Raw genomic sequence first — 17,847 nt, forward strand, 5'->3', positions numbered from 1 at the left:
GGTTGGGCAAGATGACGACAAAAGGGGAGCTACCGCTGGCAGGTATCCGCGTGGTGGAATTCAGCCATATGGTGATGGGGCCATCCACCGGCGTGATCCTGGCCGATCTTGGTGCCGAAGTGATCAAGGTCGAGCCGATCGGCGGTGACCAGACGCGCCGCTTGCTGGGATCGGGCGCTGGCTATTTCCCGATGTTCAACCGCAACAAGCGCAGCATCTGCATCGACCTGAAAACGCCAGAAGGTGTCCAACTCGCTGTTCAACTGGTCGAGTTGGCGGACGTCCTGGTCGAGAATTTCCGCCCCGGCGCGCTACAGAAAATGGGCCTTGGTCCCGACCAATTCCAGCAGAGCAATCCTGGCCTCATCTATTATTCGGCCAAGGGTTTCCTGTCCGGCCCCTATGAAAACCGCACAGCGCTGGACGAAGTGACGCAGATGATGGGTGGCCTGGCCTATATGACCGGTCCGCCCGGACGACCGCTGCGCGCGGGCGCGTCGGTCATCGATGTGGCGGGCGGCATGTTCGGCGTCATCGGCATCCTCGCGGCGCTGGAGCGGCGGCATCGCACGGGCGTTGGCGGCGAAGTCAAATCCTCGCTTTATGAAACCACCGCCTTCCTGGTCGGTCAGCATATGGCGCAGATGGCGGTGACGGGCGTCGCCGCCCAACCCATGCCGGTGCGCATTTCTGCCTGGGCGATCTACGATGTGTTCGAAACCGCGAACGAGGGCGAGCAATTGTTCGTCGGCGTGGTCAGCGACGGGCAATGGGCGTCGTTCGTCAAGGCGTTCGATCTGGGTGAGATCGGCAGCGACCCGGCCTATGCCAGGAATAACGACCGGGTACGCGCCCGCGACATCATTCTGCCGGTCGTGCGCGCGCTCTTCGCCCGCCATCCGCGCGCCGATCTGGTGCCCCGGCTGGAAGCGTCCGGCGTCGCCTTCGCGCCGATCGCACGACCAGAGGATCTGTTCGACGATCCGCATCTGAACCAGAGTGGCGGATTGGTCGAACTGGACCTGGAAAATGGCACGCGCACGCGCCTGCCTGCCCTGCCGGTGGAACTGGACGGCGAGCGTCCGCATGGCGAGCGTGGTCTGCCGCGCGCCGGTGAAGATGCTGCCGCAATCCTGGCCGACATTGGGCTGGACGCCACCGCCATCGCGGCGCTGCGTGACCGCGGCGTGATCGGTGCGGAGGAAGGAGCGCTCGCATGACTGAAGAGGCGCTCACTCTAGCCGAAAAGCTCTGGCGCGCGCACAGCGTGGCGCAGTTGGACGGCGGCACCGACCTGCTGCTGATCGATCGCGTCCTGCTGCATGAGCGGACCGGCGGCGTGGCGCTGAAGAGCCTGGCCGATGCCGGGCGCTCTGTTATGGCCCCGCAGCAAGTGTTTGCGACGATGGACCATATCGTCGATACGCTGCCGGGACGATCGGACAAGACGTTGATGCCGACGGGCACTGCCTTCTTGACCGCGACACGCGAAGGGGCGCTGGCGGCGGGTATCACCTTGTTCGACCTGCATGATCCGCGACAGGGGATCGTCCATGTCGTGTCGCCCGAACAAGGCATCGTGCTGCCAGGCGTAACCCTGGTCTGTCCCGACAGCCACACCTGCACGCAGGGCGCGTTCGGCGCGCTGGCATGGGGCATCGGATCGACCGAGGCGGAGCATGCGCTGGCGACGATGACGTTGCGGGTTGCGCGTCCACTGAATATGCGCATTCGCATCGACAACGAACTGGCGGCTGGCGTCACCGCCAAGGATCTGGCGCTGCATATCGTCGCGACGCTGGGGTCGGCAGGCGCGAAGGGGCATATTGTCGAATTTGCCGGTACGGCGGTCGAGGCGCTCGACATGGAAGCGCGCATGACTTTGTGCAATCTGGCGACCGAACTGGCCGCTTTCGGCGCAACGATCGCGCCGGATGACAAGACATTCTCTTATTTGAAGGGCCGCCCCTATGCCCCGACCGGGGATATGTGGGATCAGGCGGTCGCGCTCTGGTCCACATTGCGCAGCGATGTCGGCGCGATGTTCGCGGCCGAACATGTGATCGACGCGGCCGCCGTCACGCCGATGGTGACATGGGGCACCAGCCCGCAGCAGGCGATGGCGCTGGGCGATACCGTACCCGATTTTACCACTGCATCGGCACGCGACAGCCGCGACGCCTATGATCGCGCCTTGTCCTATATGGGCATTGCTGCTGGCGAGGCGCTGGGCGACTTGACCATCGACGCGGCGTTCATTGGTTCCTGCACCAATAGCCGCATCACCGACCTGCGCCGCGCCGCCGCGATCCTGAAAGGGCGCAAGGTCGCCAATGGCGTGCGGGCGATCTGCGTGCCTGGGTCCAGTCAGGTGAAGCTGGCAGCCGAAGCGGAAGGGCTGGATCGCATCTTTACCGACGCTGGCTTCGAATGGCGTGAGTCGGGCTGTTCGATGTGCTTCTTTGCAGGGGGCGAAAGTTTTGGGCCGGAAGAACGGGTCATCAGTTCCACCAACCGGAATTTCGAAAGTCGGCAGGGACCGCGCACGCGCACCCATCTGGCGTCGCCCGAAACCGTTGCCGCATCGGCACTGGCCGGGCGCATCACCGATCCTCGCGCACTGGAGGCGCTGCCATGACACCGCTCGTTCGCCTGACCGCCATTGCCGCGCCGCTGCTGCGCGAGAATATCGATACCGACGCGATCATCCCGTCGCGCGAGATGACGTCGGTATCCAAGACGGGCCTTGCCGACGGGCTGTTCGCCGGGTGGCGCTACACCCGGGTGGGGGGCCGGGAGCCTAATCCGGACTTCGTGCTGAACCAGCCGCGCTATCACGATGCCCGCATCTTGCTGGGCGGTCCCAATTTCGGCTGTGGGTCGAGCCGGGAACATGCCGTATGGGCGCTGGCGGAATATGGATTTCGCGCGATCATCGCGCCGTCGTTCAACCCGATCTTTCAGGGTAATTGCATCCGCAACGGCGTCGCACCGGTGGTTCTAGTTGCTGAGGCGATCGCGCAGATCGCAGCGCTTGATACCGAGGTCATAGTAGACCTAGCCACCCTGACCGTTCGCGCGGGCGAGGCGTCATGGTCCTTTACCCTCGCTGACGAACCGCGCGAGATGCTGATGGAGGGACTGGACGCGATCGAACTGACCCTCAAACGGCGGCAGGAGATAACAGCGTTCCGCGCCGCCGACGCGGAACGTCGCCCCTGGGTTTACCTCCCCGCCTGATCCGCAGCGGCCGTGGGGGTTTGCGCCCCCACGGTGCGATCCAGGAACGCCTTCACGTCCTTGGCGAAGCGATCGGGCTGCTCCCACATCGGCCAATGGCCCACGTCAGGATAGCGCACGACATCGACCTGCGTGTTGGTGAAGCGGCGTGTCGTCGCTTCCGGTCCCTGCGAAATCACCGTATCCAGTTCGCACCAGATCAGTTGCGTGGGCGCCTTCACCGTCTGCGCGATCGCGCCGACATCGGTGGTTTTGAACAGTTTGGTATTGGACGCGATATAGGCTTTTTGGGGCGGGATGACGCCGGGCATGTTCGCCATGTCATACATCATCTGCGGAAGGGCGTCGGGGACGTCCCAACCGGGATGCGACGTATCCTCGAAAATCCAGCGATAATAGAATTTCGGATGATAATAAGGCAGCCATTTTTCGTGGAACGCCAGCGCCGCCTTGATCTTCCAGTTGATCGCGCGCGTCTGACTCGGCCGTTCGAGCGGCAGGATCGAGAAGGACATGGCCGATATGCGATCCGGCTGGTCGGCATTGAGTTGCAGCGCGACATTCGCGCCGTTGGAGGTCGAGATGACAGCGACCTTGTCGACCTTGAGCGCGTCGAGCACGCCGCTGACCAGCCGGGCAGCGCGGACATTGCTATATTCGCGCTTCGGGTCGGGACCGCTCAGGCCATAGGGCGACCAGTCCACCCGGATGATCCGGTAATGCCCGCCCAGCCGCTCGACCAGCGGATCCCATTGTTGCAGATTCTGGTTGGACCCGTGGAGCATCAGCACAGGATAGCCCTGCCCCTCCACCCGGACATGCATGGGCACGCTATCGACGGTGATGAAGCGGGAGGGCGGCCCGGCATAGCGAGCGATCATCGCGGCGCGATCCGTCGCCAGCCAGCCCGCTTTCGCCGCACCGAACCAGCCGAGGAACGCCACGATCAGGACGGCTAGCACAATGCCGATCAGGCGCAGCAGCTTGACCATCATTTGGGACTCTTACGAAAGTTGAGGCCGTCCCGCAGATAGGTGTCGATCAGGTCGGCGATGCGTTCGGGCGATTCCATCGGCGGATAATGGCCGACATCGTCCAGCGCCACGAAGGAGCGGCTTTTAGCCCCGGTCAGATAGCCATAGAGCGCCTGCCCATTTTCGGGTTTGAGCACATGATCCCGCATCCCCCAGAGGATGAGCGTGGGCGCCTTCACCGCCGCCAGCCGCGCCATCGTGACGTCCGCATTGGCCGTCAGCGCATAGAGGCCCAGCATGTTAGGCTCTTTCTGGCGCAGGTTGATGTTGTAATAATAGTCGATCAGGCCCGGCTTGATCCGGCTGGGTTCGCCATAGAGGGAGGCAAGATATTCGGTCCAGAAATCCAGGCCTTCCACGCCAGTGCGCTTGAACTTCTCTACCGCCGCCTCAAGTTTCGGCGGCGTCTTGACCTTGAGGTTGGGGACAGGGTCCGACGGCGTATTGGACAGAACCAGCGCCTCCACCCGGTCGGGATAGGCGGCGGCAAAATAATAGCCCGCCGTGCCGCCGCTCGACACGCCGACGACGATCACCTTGTCCACGCCCAGCTTGTCGAGGAAGCCGCGCACCAGCCCTTCGGGCGATCCGATGGCGGCCCGCGCCGCGTCGCTGAGCGGACCCGACAGGCCCGTTGGCGGTTGATCGTAGCGGACGATGCGATAACGATCCTTGAGCCGCGCGGTCACGCCGTCCCAGGCGTTGAGCGTGCTGCGCGATCCGTGCAGCAGCAGCAGGACCGGCCCCTTGCCCTCGTCGCGATAGCGTATGTCCACGCCGCTGACATTCACATAGCGATCGCCCGGCTTCTGATAGCGTTTACGCAGTTCGGCCAGCGTCAAGCGCTGCGGCACCGCTTCGGCTGAGGGGGCAGACGGCGCACCCTGCGCCTGCGCGGCAGGCACGACGGCCATCGCCATCAAAAGGGTCGGAATCGCATATCGCATCATTGGTCTGGGCCTCCCATTTGCGCGGATGGTGGGGGCCGCGCAGGGCCGTGGCATCGGCACGCCCGTCATTATCCGAAGGACGGACAGAGCGGAAGTCGCACCCCGGCCCGACCCACCCCCATTTATCCGCCTGGTGGACATGCAAGGGTGGCGAATTGTTCGGTCCGGGGCTTGTCATAAGTTTTCAACATTCGCGACGCGGCATTAAGGTCCAGCGTCGCGCTCCAACGGAGCCTCGACCCATGACCAGCAGCATCATTGCCGGGCGATCCGACGCCCCTGCTGTGCAGCGGGGCTATGCGCCGGGCCGATACGGCCAGATTCACTATCGCCTGTCCCGGCCCGCCGTGCGCAACGACGCGCCGCCGCTCGTGCTGCTGCATCAAAATCCTTCGTCCAGCCTGGAATATCGCCACCTGACCGCCGCCATGGGAACGGACCGGGTGGTGATCGCGCTCGACACGCCGGGCTATGGCATGTCCGATGCACCACCCGCGCCGATCGACATGGCAGGCTATGCCGCCTGCTTTTCCGAAGCGCTCGATGCGCTTGCACCACTGCTGCGCGGACCGTTCGATGTTTACGGATTTCACACCGGCACATTGCTGGCGATGGAACTGGCCCTGGCGATGCCGCGTAACATCCGGCGGCTGATATTGTCTGGCATCCCTATGCGGCCAGCGCAGGAGCGGGCCGAACGGCTGCGCGCCGCCCAGGAGTTTGCGCAGCTGGACGAGAGCGGTTCGGTCGCGCTCGATCTGGCTGCCAAGCTGTGGGACTATGTCGTGGCGCAGCGTCGCGCTGGCATGACGCTGGACGATGCAGCCGCGCTTTGGATCGACAAGTTGAAGCCCCTCGACCGGGCGGCCTGGGCCTATCTGGGCGTGTGGGATTACGACTATGAAGCGCGGCTGCCGTTGGTGACGCAGCCGGTGCTGCTACTGCAACCCGATGAAGACATTGCGCAGGCGTCGATCGCCGCGGCGGGCCTGATCCCCAACGCCACGGTCGAGCGGCTGGCCGGGTTCGATCGCGATATTTTCCATATTCCCGACAGTGTCGCCGCACTCGCCCTTGCGATGCGCCGCTATCTCGACAATCCTCTTTCTTCAGGAGTTTCGCAATGACCACTACTTTAGTCCGGGCGCAGGTCGCCCATTCCGTCGTCGATGCCAGTTTCCTGGCGCGCGAAGTCGCCGAACGTTATTCGGTCAAAGGAACGGTGACCGGCCTGCTGCTCTATCGCGGCATGAACGACGTCTATATCATCCAGACTGCCGACACCCGTTACGCGCTGCGGGTATGGCGCAAGGATTATCGCGACGCGGACGAGGTCAGCTATGAACTGAACTTCCTCGATTATCTGCGGCAGCGCGGCTTCCCAGCATCCACGCCGATCCATGCGCGCGACGGATCGCTCTATTTCAAGCTGGACGCGCCGGAAGGCGAGCGCGCGGTCGCTTTGTATGACTGGGCGGAAGGCACCAAGTTCGGCAATTGCCTGAACGTTGATACTGCGCACCGCATGGGCGCGCTGTTTGCCAAGATGCATCTGCTGGGGCTGGAATATGCCGGACCCGACCATGTGTTCACCACCGACAACGCCGTGCGTTTCCAGGTGACCGTGCCGGCCCTACTCGACTTCACCTATGATCGGCCCGAAGATCGGCGCGATTATGAGATTATCGGTCGCACTTTGGCCGATCGGCTGCGCGAGATTCAGGGCGACGAAATGCCGATCGGCATCTGCCATTGCGATTTCCACCCCAGCAACATCCATGTCGCCGAAGACGGCAGCATGACCTTCCTCGACTTCGACGGTCTGGGCGAAGATTATATGATGCAGGACGTGCAGAACTTTGTCTGGGGCAACCTCTTCTACGGCTTCTCCCCCTCCTATGGCGAAGCGTTCGAAGCGGGATATGATAGCGTCCGTCCGTTCAGCGCGCGGGAGAAGGAAAGCAAGGAACTGTTCCTGCTGGCCAAGGCATTTCGCCTGGTCGCAGGCATGGCCCATTCGTCCAACAGCGTGGGTCGCGGCACGCTGCGGTTCCAGGGGATGGACTGGCTGGCCGACTATATCAAGTCGCGCGCCCGTCCGCTCGGCCTGCTGTAAGGATATGACAGGCATGGAGGCGACGACCGCCGCAATCGTGGACGACTATCGCCCGGCGCGCGCCTGGTGGGCCGTCGCCCTGTTGTTCGCCGCCTCCATATTGTCGGTCATCGACCGGGGCATATTGGCGATCGTCGTGGATGCGGTGAAGGCCGATATCGGCCTGACCGACGTGCAGATCAGCCTGTTGCAGGGTTTGGCGTTCGGCCTCTTCTATGCGGTGGTCGGCGTGTGGCTGGGCTTCGTCGCCGATCGCCTTTCGCGCCGCAATCTGGTCGCGGCGGGCATCGCGCTATGGAGCATCGCCACGGCGGCAAGCGGGTTCACCCATAGTTTCGGCGCGCTGTTCCTGTGCCGCATCCTGGTGGGACTGGGCGAAGCGGCGCTGGCGCCTGCCGCCATATCGCTGATCGCGGATCTGTTTCCGCCAGCCAAGCGGGGCAAGGCGATCGGCGTCTATCTGATGGGCCAGTCGGTCGCGACCGGTCTGTCCTTCCTTATCGCGGGCGTCCTACTGAAACATGCGGGTGCGGGCGGCTTTGCCGGGGTGCCGGTGCTGGATGGCCTCGCCCCATGGCGCGTCATGTTCCTGATGTGCGGCATGGCAGGCGTGATCGTCGTGATCGCCTGCCTGACCGTGCGCGAACCGCCCCGCAAAGGCACGGCGGTAGCGACCGATGTCGGCCAGTTCCGCGCCGTCGCCCGCTATTTCAATGCGCAGCGGCTGTCCCTCTTCTCCCTCTATGGCGGTTTCGCGCTGTTCTTCCTTGGCTCCTATGCCGCATTCGGTTGGCAGGTTGTCATGCTGTCGCGGCGGTTCGGGGTGGATGCCGCCAGCGTCGCGGTGATGCTCAGCCCCGTGTCGCTGGCGTTCGGCATTGCCGGGCCGCTGGTGGGCGGAGCGCTGGTCGATGCGGCGGTCAAGCGATCGGGCACACGGGGCATATTGGCGCTGCTGCGATTCGCGCCTTTGCTCGGGCTACTCTTCTGCCTGGCTGTGGCCCTGCCCTCTTTATGGGCTTGCGTGTTGCTCGTGGGAACGCTGGGCGGGGCGGCAGCGATCATGGGGACGATGACGCTGGCCTGGCTTCAGGCGACGATGCCAGCCGACATGCGCGGTGTTGCGGTGTCGGCCACCGGGCTGGTCAACACTGTCATCGGGGCGGCGATCGGGCCGCTGCTGGTCGCCCTGCTGACCGACCGCGTGTTCGCCGATCCGGCTATGGTCGGTCCGGCGATCGTCTATGTCGCGGTGCCGGCCTTCATTGCATCGGCGCTGCTTTATATCGTTTGCCATCGCGTCACGCGCTGACATAAAAAAGGGCGGGCATCGCTGCCCGCCCTTCCCCAACATCGCCTGCGATCTACGCCCGGCCGGACGCCACGAACCAGCTGCGGAAGACGCCTTCGCTGTCCGGGCCGAAATGTAGGTTCGCGTCACGGGCCGCACCCATCGATGCGCGCTGGTAGCCGGTGCGCACATCCGCAAAGCCCGCGCCCCGCATCAGCGCATCATAGTCGGCGGTCAGCGCGCCACGCCAATAGGGTTCGTTATTATAGTCCGCCTCCAGCTCGGCGGACAGTTCGTCCCACAGCGATCCGATGGTCATCAGCAACGGTACTTCCAGATGGACCGCGACCCCGCCGGGCCGCAGCAGCCGGCGGCTTTCCTTGAGGATATTGATAACCGCCGACTGCGACGTTTCGTGCAGGACGGCGCAGGTATAGACGAGATCGAAGCTGCCATCGGGAAAGTCCGTGCTTTCCGCATTCTGCTGCGAGAAATGGACGGCAACGCCCAGCCGTTCGGCGCGGGCATGGGCATAGCGCAGCATCGAAGCGCCCACGTCCACGCCATGCACTTCAGCGTCCGGGAAGCAGACGGCCGCCGGCGCGGTGCTGGACCCGACGCCGCAGCCCAGTTCCACGATCTTTTGCGGGTTGAGGTCGGGATAACAGGTGAGGACGTGCGCCATCGCAGTCTGGCCGCGAAAATCGTTGAGATAACCGCCGTTGCGACCCAGCATGTAGATCGCGCCGCCGCGGTCCATCAGCGCGCCCTGCGCGACCGATCCTTCGCCGGGGTCGGCTTCATACCCCCCGGGCATCAGGTGGACGTCGCCATCGACCAGATAGCCGGGCGCGCGGAAATCGGGGTTGGTGCGGACGGAGCCTTTGGGCTGGGCGATAGCGGCGCGATCGGCCAGTTCGTCCGCGCGGCGATCCAGGCTGTCGCCGACCACGTCCCACAATAGCCGCTGCGATTCGCGGCGCAGCCCTAGCCATTGGCGGAAGGACGCGCGCTCCATCATTTCGCTACGCAGATTGCCGACCGGATCGTTGGTGGCGCGCACATCGACGGCGTCGGCCACTTGCATCGCCATCGTGCGCTGGACCGGTTCAAGATCGCCCATGACGAATAGTTTGAGGTCGCGCACGAACAGCTGTTCGGCCATTTCGTCGTGCGAGGGTTCGGGGATCATCGGATGGGGGGCTGGTGCGTTCATCGGTTCGCTCCTGAAGATAATGGGGTCAAACGGCCTGCTGGGCGGCCAGATCCGCCTCGCCCGCTTCGCGCAGCGCGCGGAAGACGCGAGACAGGGTGCGGCGGCGCTGGGCGGCGCGTTCGCCATCGGCCGCTGCATCGGGGACGAAGGCATCGATATCCGACCGGCTGACCAGCCCAGCCGCCTCCGCAATGCGTTCGAACGCATCGAGGCGGGCGCGCAGCACGGTGACTTCGCTGGTCAGCGCGACGATCATCGCCATCGTCTGTTCATCGGCGCTGGCGAGGCCGGGGATGGGCAGCAATCTTTTGGTCGAACGTGTCATGGCAATTCCGTTGGTTCAGATCGAATATAGGCGCGGATCAGTCTGCCGCATCGAGAAATTCCAGCATCGCCGCCGCTTTGGCGGACGGGCTGGAGTTGACGGCGACGCTGCGGCCATCGGGCAGCGAGTCGAGCGCCGTGGTGATCGCTATGTTCAGCACAGCCAGTTCCTTGGCCGCGCGCAGCAGCAGCACCGGTCCCGCGATCGCCTTCATCCGTTCGAACGCGGGATAGCGGAAGGCGGCGAGATAAGGCTTGTGATAGGTGTCGAGCGCCTTGAGCACATCGATCACCACATCGTTAAGAATATGGGCGGGAGGAATGTCGCCCGGCAAGCGGTTTTCGGCGCGCCGGTCAAAATAGGGGAAATAGAGCGCCTGATCGCGCACGAAATTGAACGCCCAGACCAGATGCTGGCCATAATCGTCGGGTACGACCGTGGGCGCATAATTGTCCAGGATGCGCTGGCGCACGTCCGCATCATATTCAGTGATGCCGTCGAACACGGTGCGGCGCACGCGATCGGGATGGGCGGCGGCGAGTTCGCAGGCGATGCGCGCGCCGGTATGGCTGCCATAGACGTCGAACCGGTCGATCCCCATCGCGTCGGCCAGGCGGACCATGCTGTCGGCGAAATAGGCGATGTCGGGCGCTTCCCCCACAGGCGCTGGCGAGTTGCCATTGCCCAGCGTGTCAGGCGCGATCACGCTGCGGTGACCATCGGCCAGCGCCTGCATCAATGGCACCATGAAGCGTGACGAAGCGGGAGACGCATGGAGCAGCAAAACCGGCGGCCGATCGGCTTCCGGTGCTTCAATAGCGTGTAGATGCACCTGCCCCTCGGCAATGCGTATGAACGCTCTATCCACGGGGTAAGTCACCAGTTTCTTCTCCTGATCCATGCCCATCGCACAGTGCGGCGACGACAGGGCGATGGCAGCATTGCACCCCCCGATTCCCGACAGGCGGATAGGGCGGATCAGCATTTCGGTCCGCCCGGTGAATTGGGTCTATCAAAAAATGACAGGGACATTGCAAAGGATATGGGACGCATCATGGCATCCACAGGCGCGATCGGCTATCCGGGCGACGACGCCCTGCGCATGGCGTTGCGTCAGGGCGGGCCGATCAATCTAGAGCGCGCCCGGGCGGTGATGGCCAGGCACGGGCTGGACGGGATCGTCGTCGGCGATCCGATCAACGTGTTTCATGTTTTGGGGTATTGGCCGCAGATCGCCAATACCAAGCTCGGCCATCCGCCCACCACCTTTGCGCTGTTGCCGCGCGATCCGGCGCGGCCGACCGCGATCGTAACGTCCGACTTCATCTATTATTACAGCTTTGCCGATGGCGCGCTCCAGCCTGCGCTCGCACCGTTCCTGTTCGCCGACACCAACAATGACGGCAGCGCAGAGATCAACCCCCAGCCGATGTGGGGCTTTACCGACCGCACTGAACAGGCTGCGGGCGAGGTCGAGCATCGGCGGCGCACGGCGATGGACGGTGTCGGCACAGGGCGACGCTTTGCCAATGCGGGCGGCGCGCTGGCGGGAGCCATGCGGGAACTGGGCCTATGGGAAGGCCGGATCGCCATCGACCATGAGGTGATCGCGGCGGTATGCGAACGGCATGGCCGTCCGGGCAGCCATGGCCCGGCCGACACGATCCTGCGCGAAATCCGCATCATCAAGTCGCCGCTGGAAATCGCGCTGATGCGCCGCGCGGCGCAGGCCAATGCCGATGCGGTGGACGCAGTGATGGCCAGCGTGCGCGCGGGCGCAGGCTATGGCGAGTTGCGTCGCCAGTTTGCGATCGAGAGCGCGCGGCGGGACAATCAGGCGGTCTTCATGACGGTGGACCGAGTATCTACCGAACTGATCGACAGCGACTATATTCGCGACGGGCAGACGCTGTTCCTGGATGGCGTGGGGCATTTCCAGCATTATCATGGCGACTATGCGCGCACCGTCTTCGTCGGCGAACCGCTAGCCAGCGCACGCCGTGCGGCGGATGCGGTGCGGACCGGATGGAACGCCATCCGCGAACAGTTGAAGCCGGGGCTGCGCTATTCGCAAATCGTGGCGATCGGTGCGGACGCGGTGCGCAAGGCTGGGTTCGATCACCTCGTCGGCTTCGGCCCGCATAGCGTGGGCCTGATGCATTCGGACGAACCCTCGCTCGATGGCGGCGGCTTCTACCGCAAGGACGACCTGGTGCTCCAGCCCAATATGATATTGAGCGTGGATTGCCCGGTGGTCGAAACGGGACTGGGCGGATCGGCCCATGTCGAAGACCTGATGCTCATCACCGCCGATGGTGCCGAACCGATCCACAGCATTTCCGACCATCTGGTCACAGTCTGAACCGGGACACTTTTCATGATCCTATCCACCTGCATCGACTTGGCAGCGGACGCCGCCGGTCCCGATTTGATGGCGCGGCTGCGCGCCGATCTAGCCGCAAGCAAGCAAGCGGGCGCGGACCTGCTCCTGCTGGGGCGGCAGGATGGGGCGACGGTCGTGCCGGGGCGTCTGGATGCACTGATCGGCGCGCCGACGCTGGCGGCGGATGCTGATGGCGCGGCGCTGGTTACGGTGCTGCCCGCGCTGTTCAGCCTGCCCTTCCATGTCGCACGGGCGCTGTCGGCGACCGACTTTCTGACCGGCGGCACGATGGGATGGTTGCCAAGCGCGATCCACACGGACGCGCGGGCGACGGGATTCGGCAGCGAATATGCAGTTACCGAAGAAGAGATCCCGACCAAGGCGGGCGATATGGTGCGCGCGACGCAGGCGCTGTGGGACAGTTGGGACGCCGATGCGCTGGTGATCGATCAGGCGGCGGGACGCTATCTCGACACCAGTCGGGTTCGGCGCGTTGATTATCGCGGCAGTCATTTCGATGTGATGGGACCGCTTAACGCGGCCCGTCCGCCGCAGGGGCATCCGGTGCTGGTGGCGGATGAGGACGACGCGATTATGTCGGCGGCCGATTATCAGCCGGACGTGCTGCTGGTCGGGGGCGATGACGCCACCAGCCTGTCCACCGTGATTGCGACATGGCGCACGCGGGGATTTGCGGGTCGGGTGTTGGCGAAGGTCTCGCCCGATGGCGTGCCCGGCGCATGCCCGTTGGATCAGGCGAGCCATATTGACGGGGCCGACGGGTTCCACATCATCGCCACCGATGCGCCGGCGGCGCTGGCGACGCTGCGTCCCATGGGTGCGGCTCCGACCGGCCCGACATTGCGCGCACGGCTCACGCTGGCCGTGCCCCCTACCCCCATAGTGCCAAGAGGAGTGTCGCGGCATGAGCACGGCCCCACGCGAACTGCACATCTGGGCCTTTTTGCAGGGCATCGGATTTTATCCCGGCGGCTGGCGGCACAAGCTGGCGCAACCGCGATCGGTGTTCGACCGGTCCTATTATGAAGAGGTGGCTGAGCTGGCCGAGCGAGGTCGGTTCGACGCGATCGTCTTTGGCGACCAGTTGCAGGGGCGCGATGCCGCCGGACGCACGCCAGAACGGCTGGCGATCCCGACGCTCGATCCCTTCACGCTGCTCTCGGCCATGGGCGCGGTGACGCACAAGGTCGGCCTCGTCGCCACCGTGTCCACCACCTATAATGCGCCCATCGGCGTCGCCGAGCGCTTCGCCAGCCTGGATCTGGCAAGCGGTGGCCGGGCAGGCTGGAACATCGTAACCACCGCCCATCCCAATTCCGCGCCCAATTTCGGCGAGAGTGAATTGATGGAAAAAGGCCTGCGCTATCAGCGGGCCGAAGAGTTTGTGAACGTCGCGACTCAGTTGTGGGACGCGGTGGACGATCCGGCGCGGCCAGGCATTGCGCACAAAGGGCAATGGTTCGATGTCGAAGGGCGGCTCGACACCCCCTATGTGCCGCAGGGGCGACCTGTGCTGGTGCAGGCGGGCCAGTCGGGCGACGGGCGCGATTTTGCCGCAAGGACGGCAGAGGCGATCTTCTGCCCGGCAGCGACGCTGGAGGCTGGTCAGGCGTTTCGGACCGACATTCGCGATCGCGTGGCGCGCGCCGGGCGCGATCCCGATGGGGTCAAGATCATGCCCGGCCTCGCCTTTATATTGGCGGATTCGGAAGAGGGCGCGATCGCCAAGGAGCGCGAACTGCTGGAGATGGCGGACGATGGCCTGTGCATCGAATATCTGAGCGAATCGATCGGCTATGACCTCACTCGCCACGATGCGACAGACCTGATCCCGATCGATACGATCGTGGCGGAATGCGAATTTCCGGCCGAAGATATTCGCCGGATGCTGACGCCGGGCGTCGAGCGCGGCCAGTCGATTGCCGACTATTGCCGCGGCTATGCTCGGCAACCGCGCGGTCACGCGATCTTCGTGGGCACGCCTGAACAGATGGCGGCCCGGATGGGCCATTGGATCAAAGAAGGCGGCTGCGACGGCTTTACGCTGCAGCCCGGCTTCATGCCTGAAGAGCTGAAACTGTTCGTGGATCATGTCGTGCCGTTGCTGCAGGATCAAAACCTGCTGCGGCGCGATTATGAAGGCGCGACTCTGCGCAGCCATCTGGGTCTGTCGAGCCGCCGATAGACGCATTTGACCTGCCAGCCATGGCCCCGACTTCGGCCTCGCCATCGATGATGGCGGGGCCGTTTGCGTCAAGTCATTGTTACGGCGTGATGTCGCTTCCGGACTAGGTGAAGCCACTATCCGCATAGCGGAGAATCAGGGGATGCAAATTGCCGCCAGCCTGCAATTCCTAAAGTCTCGACATACGTCCAGCACATATGTGGGACACGGTCGAAAGCCCGGACCCCACATACGAGCAAGCTTTGCATAGACATGGCTGCCCGAGCAGGAATTGTGGACGTGTCGAGCGCCAGTCAAGGGCTGGCGCGATTGATCATCGAATACAGTGTCAGGAAAAGTCTGACTTAATCAATATTTTTATTTCTGCTCGTATTCTAGAAGGGGAATATAATGAATAAGACGGGGAAGCAGTTGGTCATCGGGGCGACGATGTGTTCGACCTTGGCCATTATGTGCGCGGTAACACCGCTGCACGCGCAGGTGGCCGCCGATGCCCCCGAAGCCGGCGAAATCGTCGTCACCGCCCGCAAGCGTTCCGAAGACGTCCTCAAGACGCCGGTCGCCGTGTCGGTCGTGACGAGCGAAGACATCGCTAACAAGGGCATTACTTCGGTTGCCGAGCTTGCAGCGAACACGCCCGGCATGAACATCAACAACAACAGCTCGGGCCGCGCCGATCGCTCCTTCCAGCAGATCATCATCCGTGGCTTCACCCCTTCGACATCGCTGTCGACCACCGTCTCCACCTTCATTGACGGCGCCCCGGTTTCCTCGCCGACCGCCCTCACCTCGATCACCGATCCAGCCCGGATCGAAGTGCTCAAGGGTCCGCAGAGCGCCTATTTCGGTCGTAATACCTTCGCTGGCGCTGTAAACGTCGTGAACAAGGAGCCGACCGGTGAATGGCATGGCTCGCTGCTCGCCATGGGTGGCACGCGCAACAATTATCGTTTCCATGCCGACCTTGAAGGTCCAATCTTCGGCGATGCCCTGACCTTCCGCGTTGGTGGCGACAAATTCTCCAAGAGCGGTTCGTACAAAAACAAATATGACGGCAGCAATTACGGCCCGGTAAGAACCAACACACTGGGCGATCAGTCGAGCAAGAGCGTCAACGGCCTGCTCGTCGCCAAGCCAGTGGACGGTCTGACAATCAAGGCGTTCGGCCTATACTCGGAAGATAATGACGGTCCGGCGGCGCAGGGTTTGATTTCTGCCATTGGTTACAGCGCCGGCGGCAAGGCCATCACGACCAACCAGTCAAACTGCACGCTAAATGCCGTACAGTCCGGCACTGTTGGATCCGCCGGTGCCAGCATCCGGGTTCAGCGCCCCTATATTTGCGGCGTGGCACCCAAGCTGAGCGCATTGGCGCCTTCGCAGAACACCGAACTAACGCCGAACATCGCCCAATGGCTGGCAAAATCAACCGGGCGCATTGTCGATGCGAAGGACGGCACACAGGACTTTGGTCTGTTCCGTAAATATTATCATGCCCATTTGGCGATCGACTATGAAATTGGCGACACGGGACTGACGGCGTCTTCGATCACGTCCATGAACCGCGAACTCTATAGCACGTTCGTAGACCTGGATAATATGGGTTCGGATACCATTCCTTTCCCGACAGCCACTGCTGCGCAACAGGCCGCCGCAGCTGCAAATATTGCAGCTGGCGTGACGTTCTGGAATTTCCCTTACCTGGTCGAACGCAAGAACAGCGACTTTTCGCAGGAAGGCCGTTTGACCTTCGACAATGGTGGCCCGTTGCGGGCAACCCTCGGCGCAAGCTATTTGAATAACTGGGTCACCGCTGACCTGGGCGGCAATACGGGTGATCTGACCAACCTCGTGGCCTCTACGTCAGGTAAAACACAATCGCGCACGAAGGGTGCCTTCTTCGCCCTGTCGTACAAGTTCTTCGATGCGCTGACGATCAATGCTGAAGGTCGTTATCAGATCGATAAGCTATATGCCTATGCCCAGCCGACCGGCGTTGAAATCAAAAATCCAGCGATCGCAACACCGGGCTTTTATGCCTATGGCGACACGCTGATCACAGCAACGTACAAGAACTTCCTGCCGCGTATCATTGGTCAATATGATATCGATCGCAACACGATGGTCTATGCATCCTGGTCAAAGGGTGTGAACCCGGGCGCATTCAACACCGGTTTCCTGACGGCTCCGGCCTCCACCGTCGCTCTGGCGATTGAAGCGGGCATCGGCATCACCGTGCGCCCTGAGAAGGTCACAAACTATGAAATCGGCTTGAAGGGAAAGCTGCTCGACGGTCGCATCCGTTACGCCCTCGACGGTTATTTCGCGCAATGGCGGGATCAGATCAACACGATCGCTCTTGCGGTCCAGGATCCGGTTACCGGTCAACCGCAGCTTATCCAGGGTACGGCCAACACTGGCAATGTTGACATGAAGGGTATCGAGTTCGAAGGCAGCTTTGCCGTCAACGACCTCATCACCATCAACGGCGCTGGATCTTTGAACGATTCCAAGATCAAGGAATATGTGTCGCCCACCGTTAGTCAGCTGTCCGGGCTGTTCGACTATAATGGCAAGCAAATGCCCAATACGTCCAAATGGTCGGCCAGCGCGGGCATCCAGTTCGGCGGTGACATTCGCGGTCAGGACGCATCGAGTTGGTTCGCCCGTGCGGACTATGTTTACAAGTCCGGGGTATATTCGAACGCCGCCAACATTGTACGGACGCCCAAATTCTACAATGTGAATGCCCGTGTGGGCGTGACCATCAATCAGCTATCATTGCAGGCGTTCGTCAACAACGTCTTCAACAACGACGCTTACACGTCGATTGCCGACAATTATCAGTTCACGCCGAACTTCGCCTATACCAGCACGCATTCGGCGATCGTCGTCGGCCTGCGTGAAAAGCGGACGGCAGGCGTACAGGCCAAGCTGTCCTTCTAACCCAGGATATCCACAAAGAAGGGCGCGGCATCATCGCCGCGCCCTTTTTCGTGCCTGCTTTACAAACAAAATAGGTGTGACCGCGCGATTGACCTTTCCGCCGATCAGATTCCACACACCATATAAAAAGCCCCCCGATG

15 protein-coding genes are annotated in these 17,847 nt (G+C 62.9%); 10 read left to right on the forward strand and 5 right to left on the reverse strand.

The window, feature by feature from the left end; genetic code table 11:
- The first annotated feature begins 11 nt into the window (after positions 1-11).
- The 3 genes from U5A89_RS00615 to leuD are packed head-to-tail and all read left to right on the forward strand — an operon-like array spanning position 12 to position 3,240.
- Positions 12-1,220, forward strand: a complete 1,209-nt coding sequence (locus U5A89_RS00615; protein WP_338159290.1) for a CaiB/BaiF CoA transferase family protein — start codon at positions 12-14, stop codon at positions 1,218-1,220.
- Positions 1,217-2,638, forward strand: coding sequence for a 3-isopropylmalate dehydratase large subunit (locus U5A89_RS00620; protein WP_338159291.1), 1,422 nt, complete (start codon positions 1,217-1,219; stop codon positions 2,636-2,638). Before U5A89_RS00615 ends, U5A89_RS00620 begins: the two co-directional genes overlap by 4 nt.
- Positions 2,635-3,240, forward strand: a complete 606-nt coding sequence (gene leuD / locus U5A89_RS00625; RefSeq protein WP_338159292.1) for a 3-isopropylmalate dehydratase small subunit — start codon at positions 2,635-2,637, stop codon at positions 3,238-3,240. Before U5A89_RS00620 ends, leuD begins: the two co-directional genes overlap by 4 nt.
- Here leuD and U5A89_RS00630 read toward each other — a convergent pair.
- Positions 3,225-4,235 carry an alpha/beta fold hydrolase gene (locus tag U5A89_RS00630; RefSeq protein WP_338159293.1) on the reverse strand — a complete coding sequence of 337 codons (1,011 nt, stop codon included), beginning with the start codon at positions 4,233-4,235 and terminating at the stop codon, positions 3,225-3,227. The two genes, leuD and U5A89_RS00630, sit on opposite strands and share 16 nt — an antisense overlap.
- Complete coding sequence (locus U5A89_RS00635) at positions 4,232-5,224, reverse strand: alpha/beta fold hydrolase (RefSeq protein WP_338159294.1); 993 nt, start codon at positions 5,222-5,224, stop codon at positions 4,232-4,234. The genes U5A89_RS00630 and U5A89_RS00635 overlap by 4 nt, the downstream gene beginning before the upstream one ends.
- 242 nt (positions 5,225-5,466) lie before the next feature.
- On the opposite strand from U5A89_RS00635, the gene U5A89_RS00640 reads away from it, so the two are divergent.
- The 3 genes from U5A89_RS00640 to U5A89_RS00650 are packed head-to-tail and all read left to right on the forward strand — an operon-like array spanning position 5,467 to position 8,652.
- On the forward strand, positions 5,467-6,351 hold the full coding sequence (locus U5A89_RS00640) for an alpha/beta fold hydrolase (RefSeq protein WP_338159295.1): 885 nt from the start codon (positions 5,467-5,469) through the stop codon (positions 6,349-6,351).
- On the forward strand, positions 6,348-7,340 hold the full coding sequence (locus U5A89_RS00645; RefSeq protein WP_338159296.1) for a phosphotransferase enzyme family protein: 993 nt from the start codon (positions 6,348-6,350) through the stop codon (positions 7,338-7,340). Before U5A89_RS00640 ends, U5A89_RS00645 begins: the two co-directional genes overlap by 4 nt.
- A gap of 13 nt (positions 7,341-7,353) precedes the next feature.
- Entirely contained in the window at positions 7,354-8,652 is a 1,299-nt protein-coding gene (locus U5A89_RS00650) for an MFS transporter (protein ID WP_338159297.1), read from the forward strand.
- A gap of 52 nt (positions 8,653-8,704) precedes the next feature.
- Here U5A89_RS00650 and U5A89_RS00655 read toward each other — a convergent pair whose 3' ends face one another.
- The 3 genes from U5A89_RS00655 to U5A89_RS00665 are packed head-to-tail and all read right to left on the reverse strand — an operon-like array spanning position 8,705 to position 11,052.
- Positions 8,705-9,847 carry a class I SAM-dependent methyltransferase gene (locus tag U5A89_RS00655; protein WP_338159298.1) on the reverse strand — a complete coding sequence of 381 codons (1,143 nt, stop codon included), beginning with the start codon at positions 9,845-9,847 and terminating at the stop codon, positions 8,705-8,707.
- 25 nt (positions 9,848-9,872) lie between these two features.
- Positions 9,873-10,172: a hypothetical protein gene (locus U5A89_RS00660; protein ID WP_338159299.1), complete on the reverse strand. Its 300-nt coding sequence runs from the start codon at positions 10,170-10,172 to the stop codon at positions 9,873-9,875.
- A 37-nt stretch (positions 10,173-10,209) separates the two neighbouring features.
- Positions 10,210-11,052, reverse strand: coding sequence for an alpha/beta hydrolase (locus U5A89_RS00665; protein WP_338159300.1), 843 nt, complete (start codon positions 11,050-11,052; stop codon positions 10,210-10,212).
- A 174-nt stretch (positions 11,053-11,226) separates the two neighbouring features.
- Here U5A89_RS00665 and U5A89_RS00670 point away from each other — a divergent pair, with 174 nt between their 5' ends.
- From U5A89_RS00670 to U5A89_RS00685, 4 genes are all read left to right on the forward strand, one after another.
- Positions 11,227-12,534, forward strand: coding sequence for a M24 family metallopeptidase (locus tag U5A89_RS00670; protein WP_338159301.1), 1,308 nt, complete (start codon positions 11,227-11,229; stop codon positions 12,532-12,534).
- Positions 12,535-12,549: 15 nt separating this feature from the next.
- The gene (locus U5A89_RS00675; protein WP_338159302.1) at positions 12,550-13,602 is read left to right on the forward strand and encodes an LLM class oxidoreductase; all 1,053 of its coding nucleotides are present in this window, start codon (positions 12,550-12,552) and stop codon (positions 13,600-13,602) included.
- Positions 13,520-14,761 (forward strand): NtaA/DmoA family FMN-dependent monooxygenase, encoded by a 1,242-nt coding sequence (locus U5A89_RS00680; RefSeq protein WP_338160127.1) that lies wholly within the window; start codon positions 13,520-13,522, stop codon positions 14,759-14,761. The genes U5A89_RS00675 and U5A89_RS00680 overlap by 83 nt, the downstream gene beginning before the upstream one ends.
- Positions 14,762-15,151: 390 nt before the next feature.
- A complete protein-coding gene (locus U5A89_RS00685; RefSeq protein ID WP_338159303.1) occupies positions 15,152-17,707 on the forward strand; it encodes a TonB-dependent receptor in 2,556 nt (851 codons plus the stop codon).
- The last annotated feature ends 140 nt before the right edge of the window (positions 17,708-17,847 follow it).

Source organism: Sphingobium sp. HWE2-09, from assembly GCF_035989265.1.
Lineage (GTDB): Bacteria > Pseudomonadota > Alphaproteobacteria > Sphingomonadales > Sphingomonadaceae > Sphingobium.

What these genes read in the sequence shown, in the direction of transcription:
- U5A89_RS00655 (WP_338159298.1), bottom strand. Translation starts at nt 9,847, where the DNA reads ATGAACGCACCAGCCCCCCATCCGATGATCCCCGAACCCTCGCACGAC.
- U5A89_RS00635 (WP_338159294.1), bottom strand. Translation starts at nt 5,224, where the DNA reads ATGATGCGATATGCGATTCCGACCCTTTTGATGGCGATGGCCGTCGTG.
- U5A89_RS00675 (WP_338159302.1), top strand. Translation starts at nt 12,550, where the DNA reads ATGATCCTATCCACCTGCATCGACTTGGCAGCGGACGCCGCCGGTCCC.
- U5A89_RS00615 (WP_338159290.1), top strand. Translation starts at nt 12, where the DNA reads ATGACGACAAAAGGGGAGCTACCGCTGGCAGGTATCCGCGTGGTGGAA.
- U5A89_RS00660 (WP_338159299.1), bottom strand. Translation starts at nt 10,172, where the DNA reads ATGACACGTTCGACCAAAAGATTGCTGCCCATCCCCGGCCTCGCCAGC.
- U5A89_RS00640 (WP_338159295.1), top strand. Translation starts at nt 5,467, where the DNA reads ATGACCAGCAGCATCATTGCCGGGCGATCCGACGCCCCTGCTGTGCAG.
- U5A89_RS00620 (WP_338159291.1), top strand. Translation starts at nt 1,217, where the DNA reads ATGACTGAAGAGGCGCTCACTCTAGCCGAAAAGCTCTGGCGCGCGCAC.
- U5A89_RS00645 (WP_338159296.1), top strand. Translation starts at nt 6,348, where the DNA reads ATGACCACTACTTTAGTCCGGGCGCAGGTCGCCCATTCCGTCGTCGAT.
- U5A89_RS00670 (WP_338159301.1), top strand. Translation starts at nt 11,227, where the DNA reads ATGGCATCCACAGGCGCGATCGGCTATCCGGGCGACGACGCCCTGCGC.
- U5A89_RS00685 (WP_338159303.1), top strand. Translation starts at nt 15,152, where the DNA reads ATGAATAAGACGGGGAAGCAGTTGGTCATCGGGGCGACGATGTGTTCG.
- leuD (WP_338159292.1), top strand. Translation starts at nt 2,635, where the DNA reads ATGACACCGCTCGTTCGCCTGACCGCCATTGCCGCGCCGCTGCTGCGC.
- U5A89_RS00650 (WP_338159297.1), top strand. Translation starts at nt 7,354, where the DNA reads ATGGAGGCGACGACCGCCGCAATCGTGGACGACTATCGCCCGGCGCGC.
- U5A89_RS00630 (WP_338159293.1), bottom strand. Translation starts at nt 4,235, where the DNA reads ATGATGGTCAAGCTGCTGCGCCTGATCGGCATTGTGCTAGCCGTCCTG.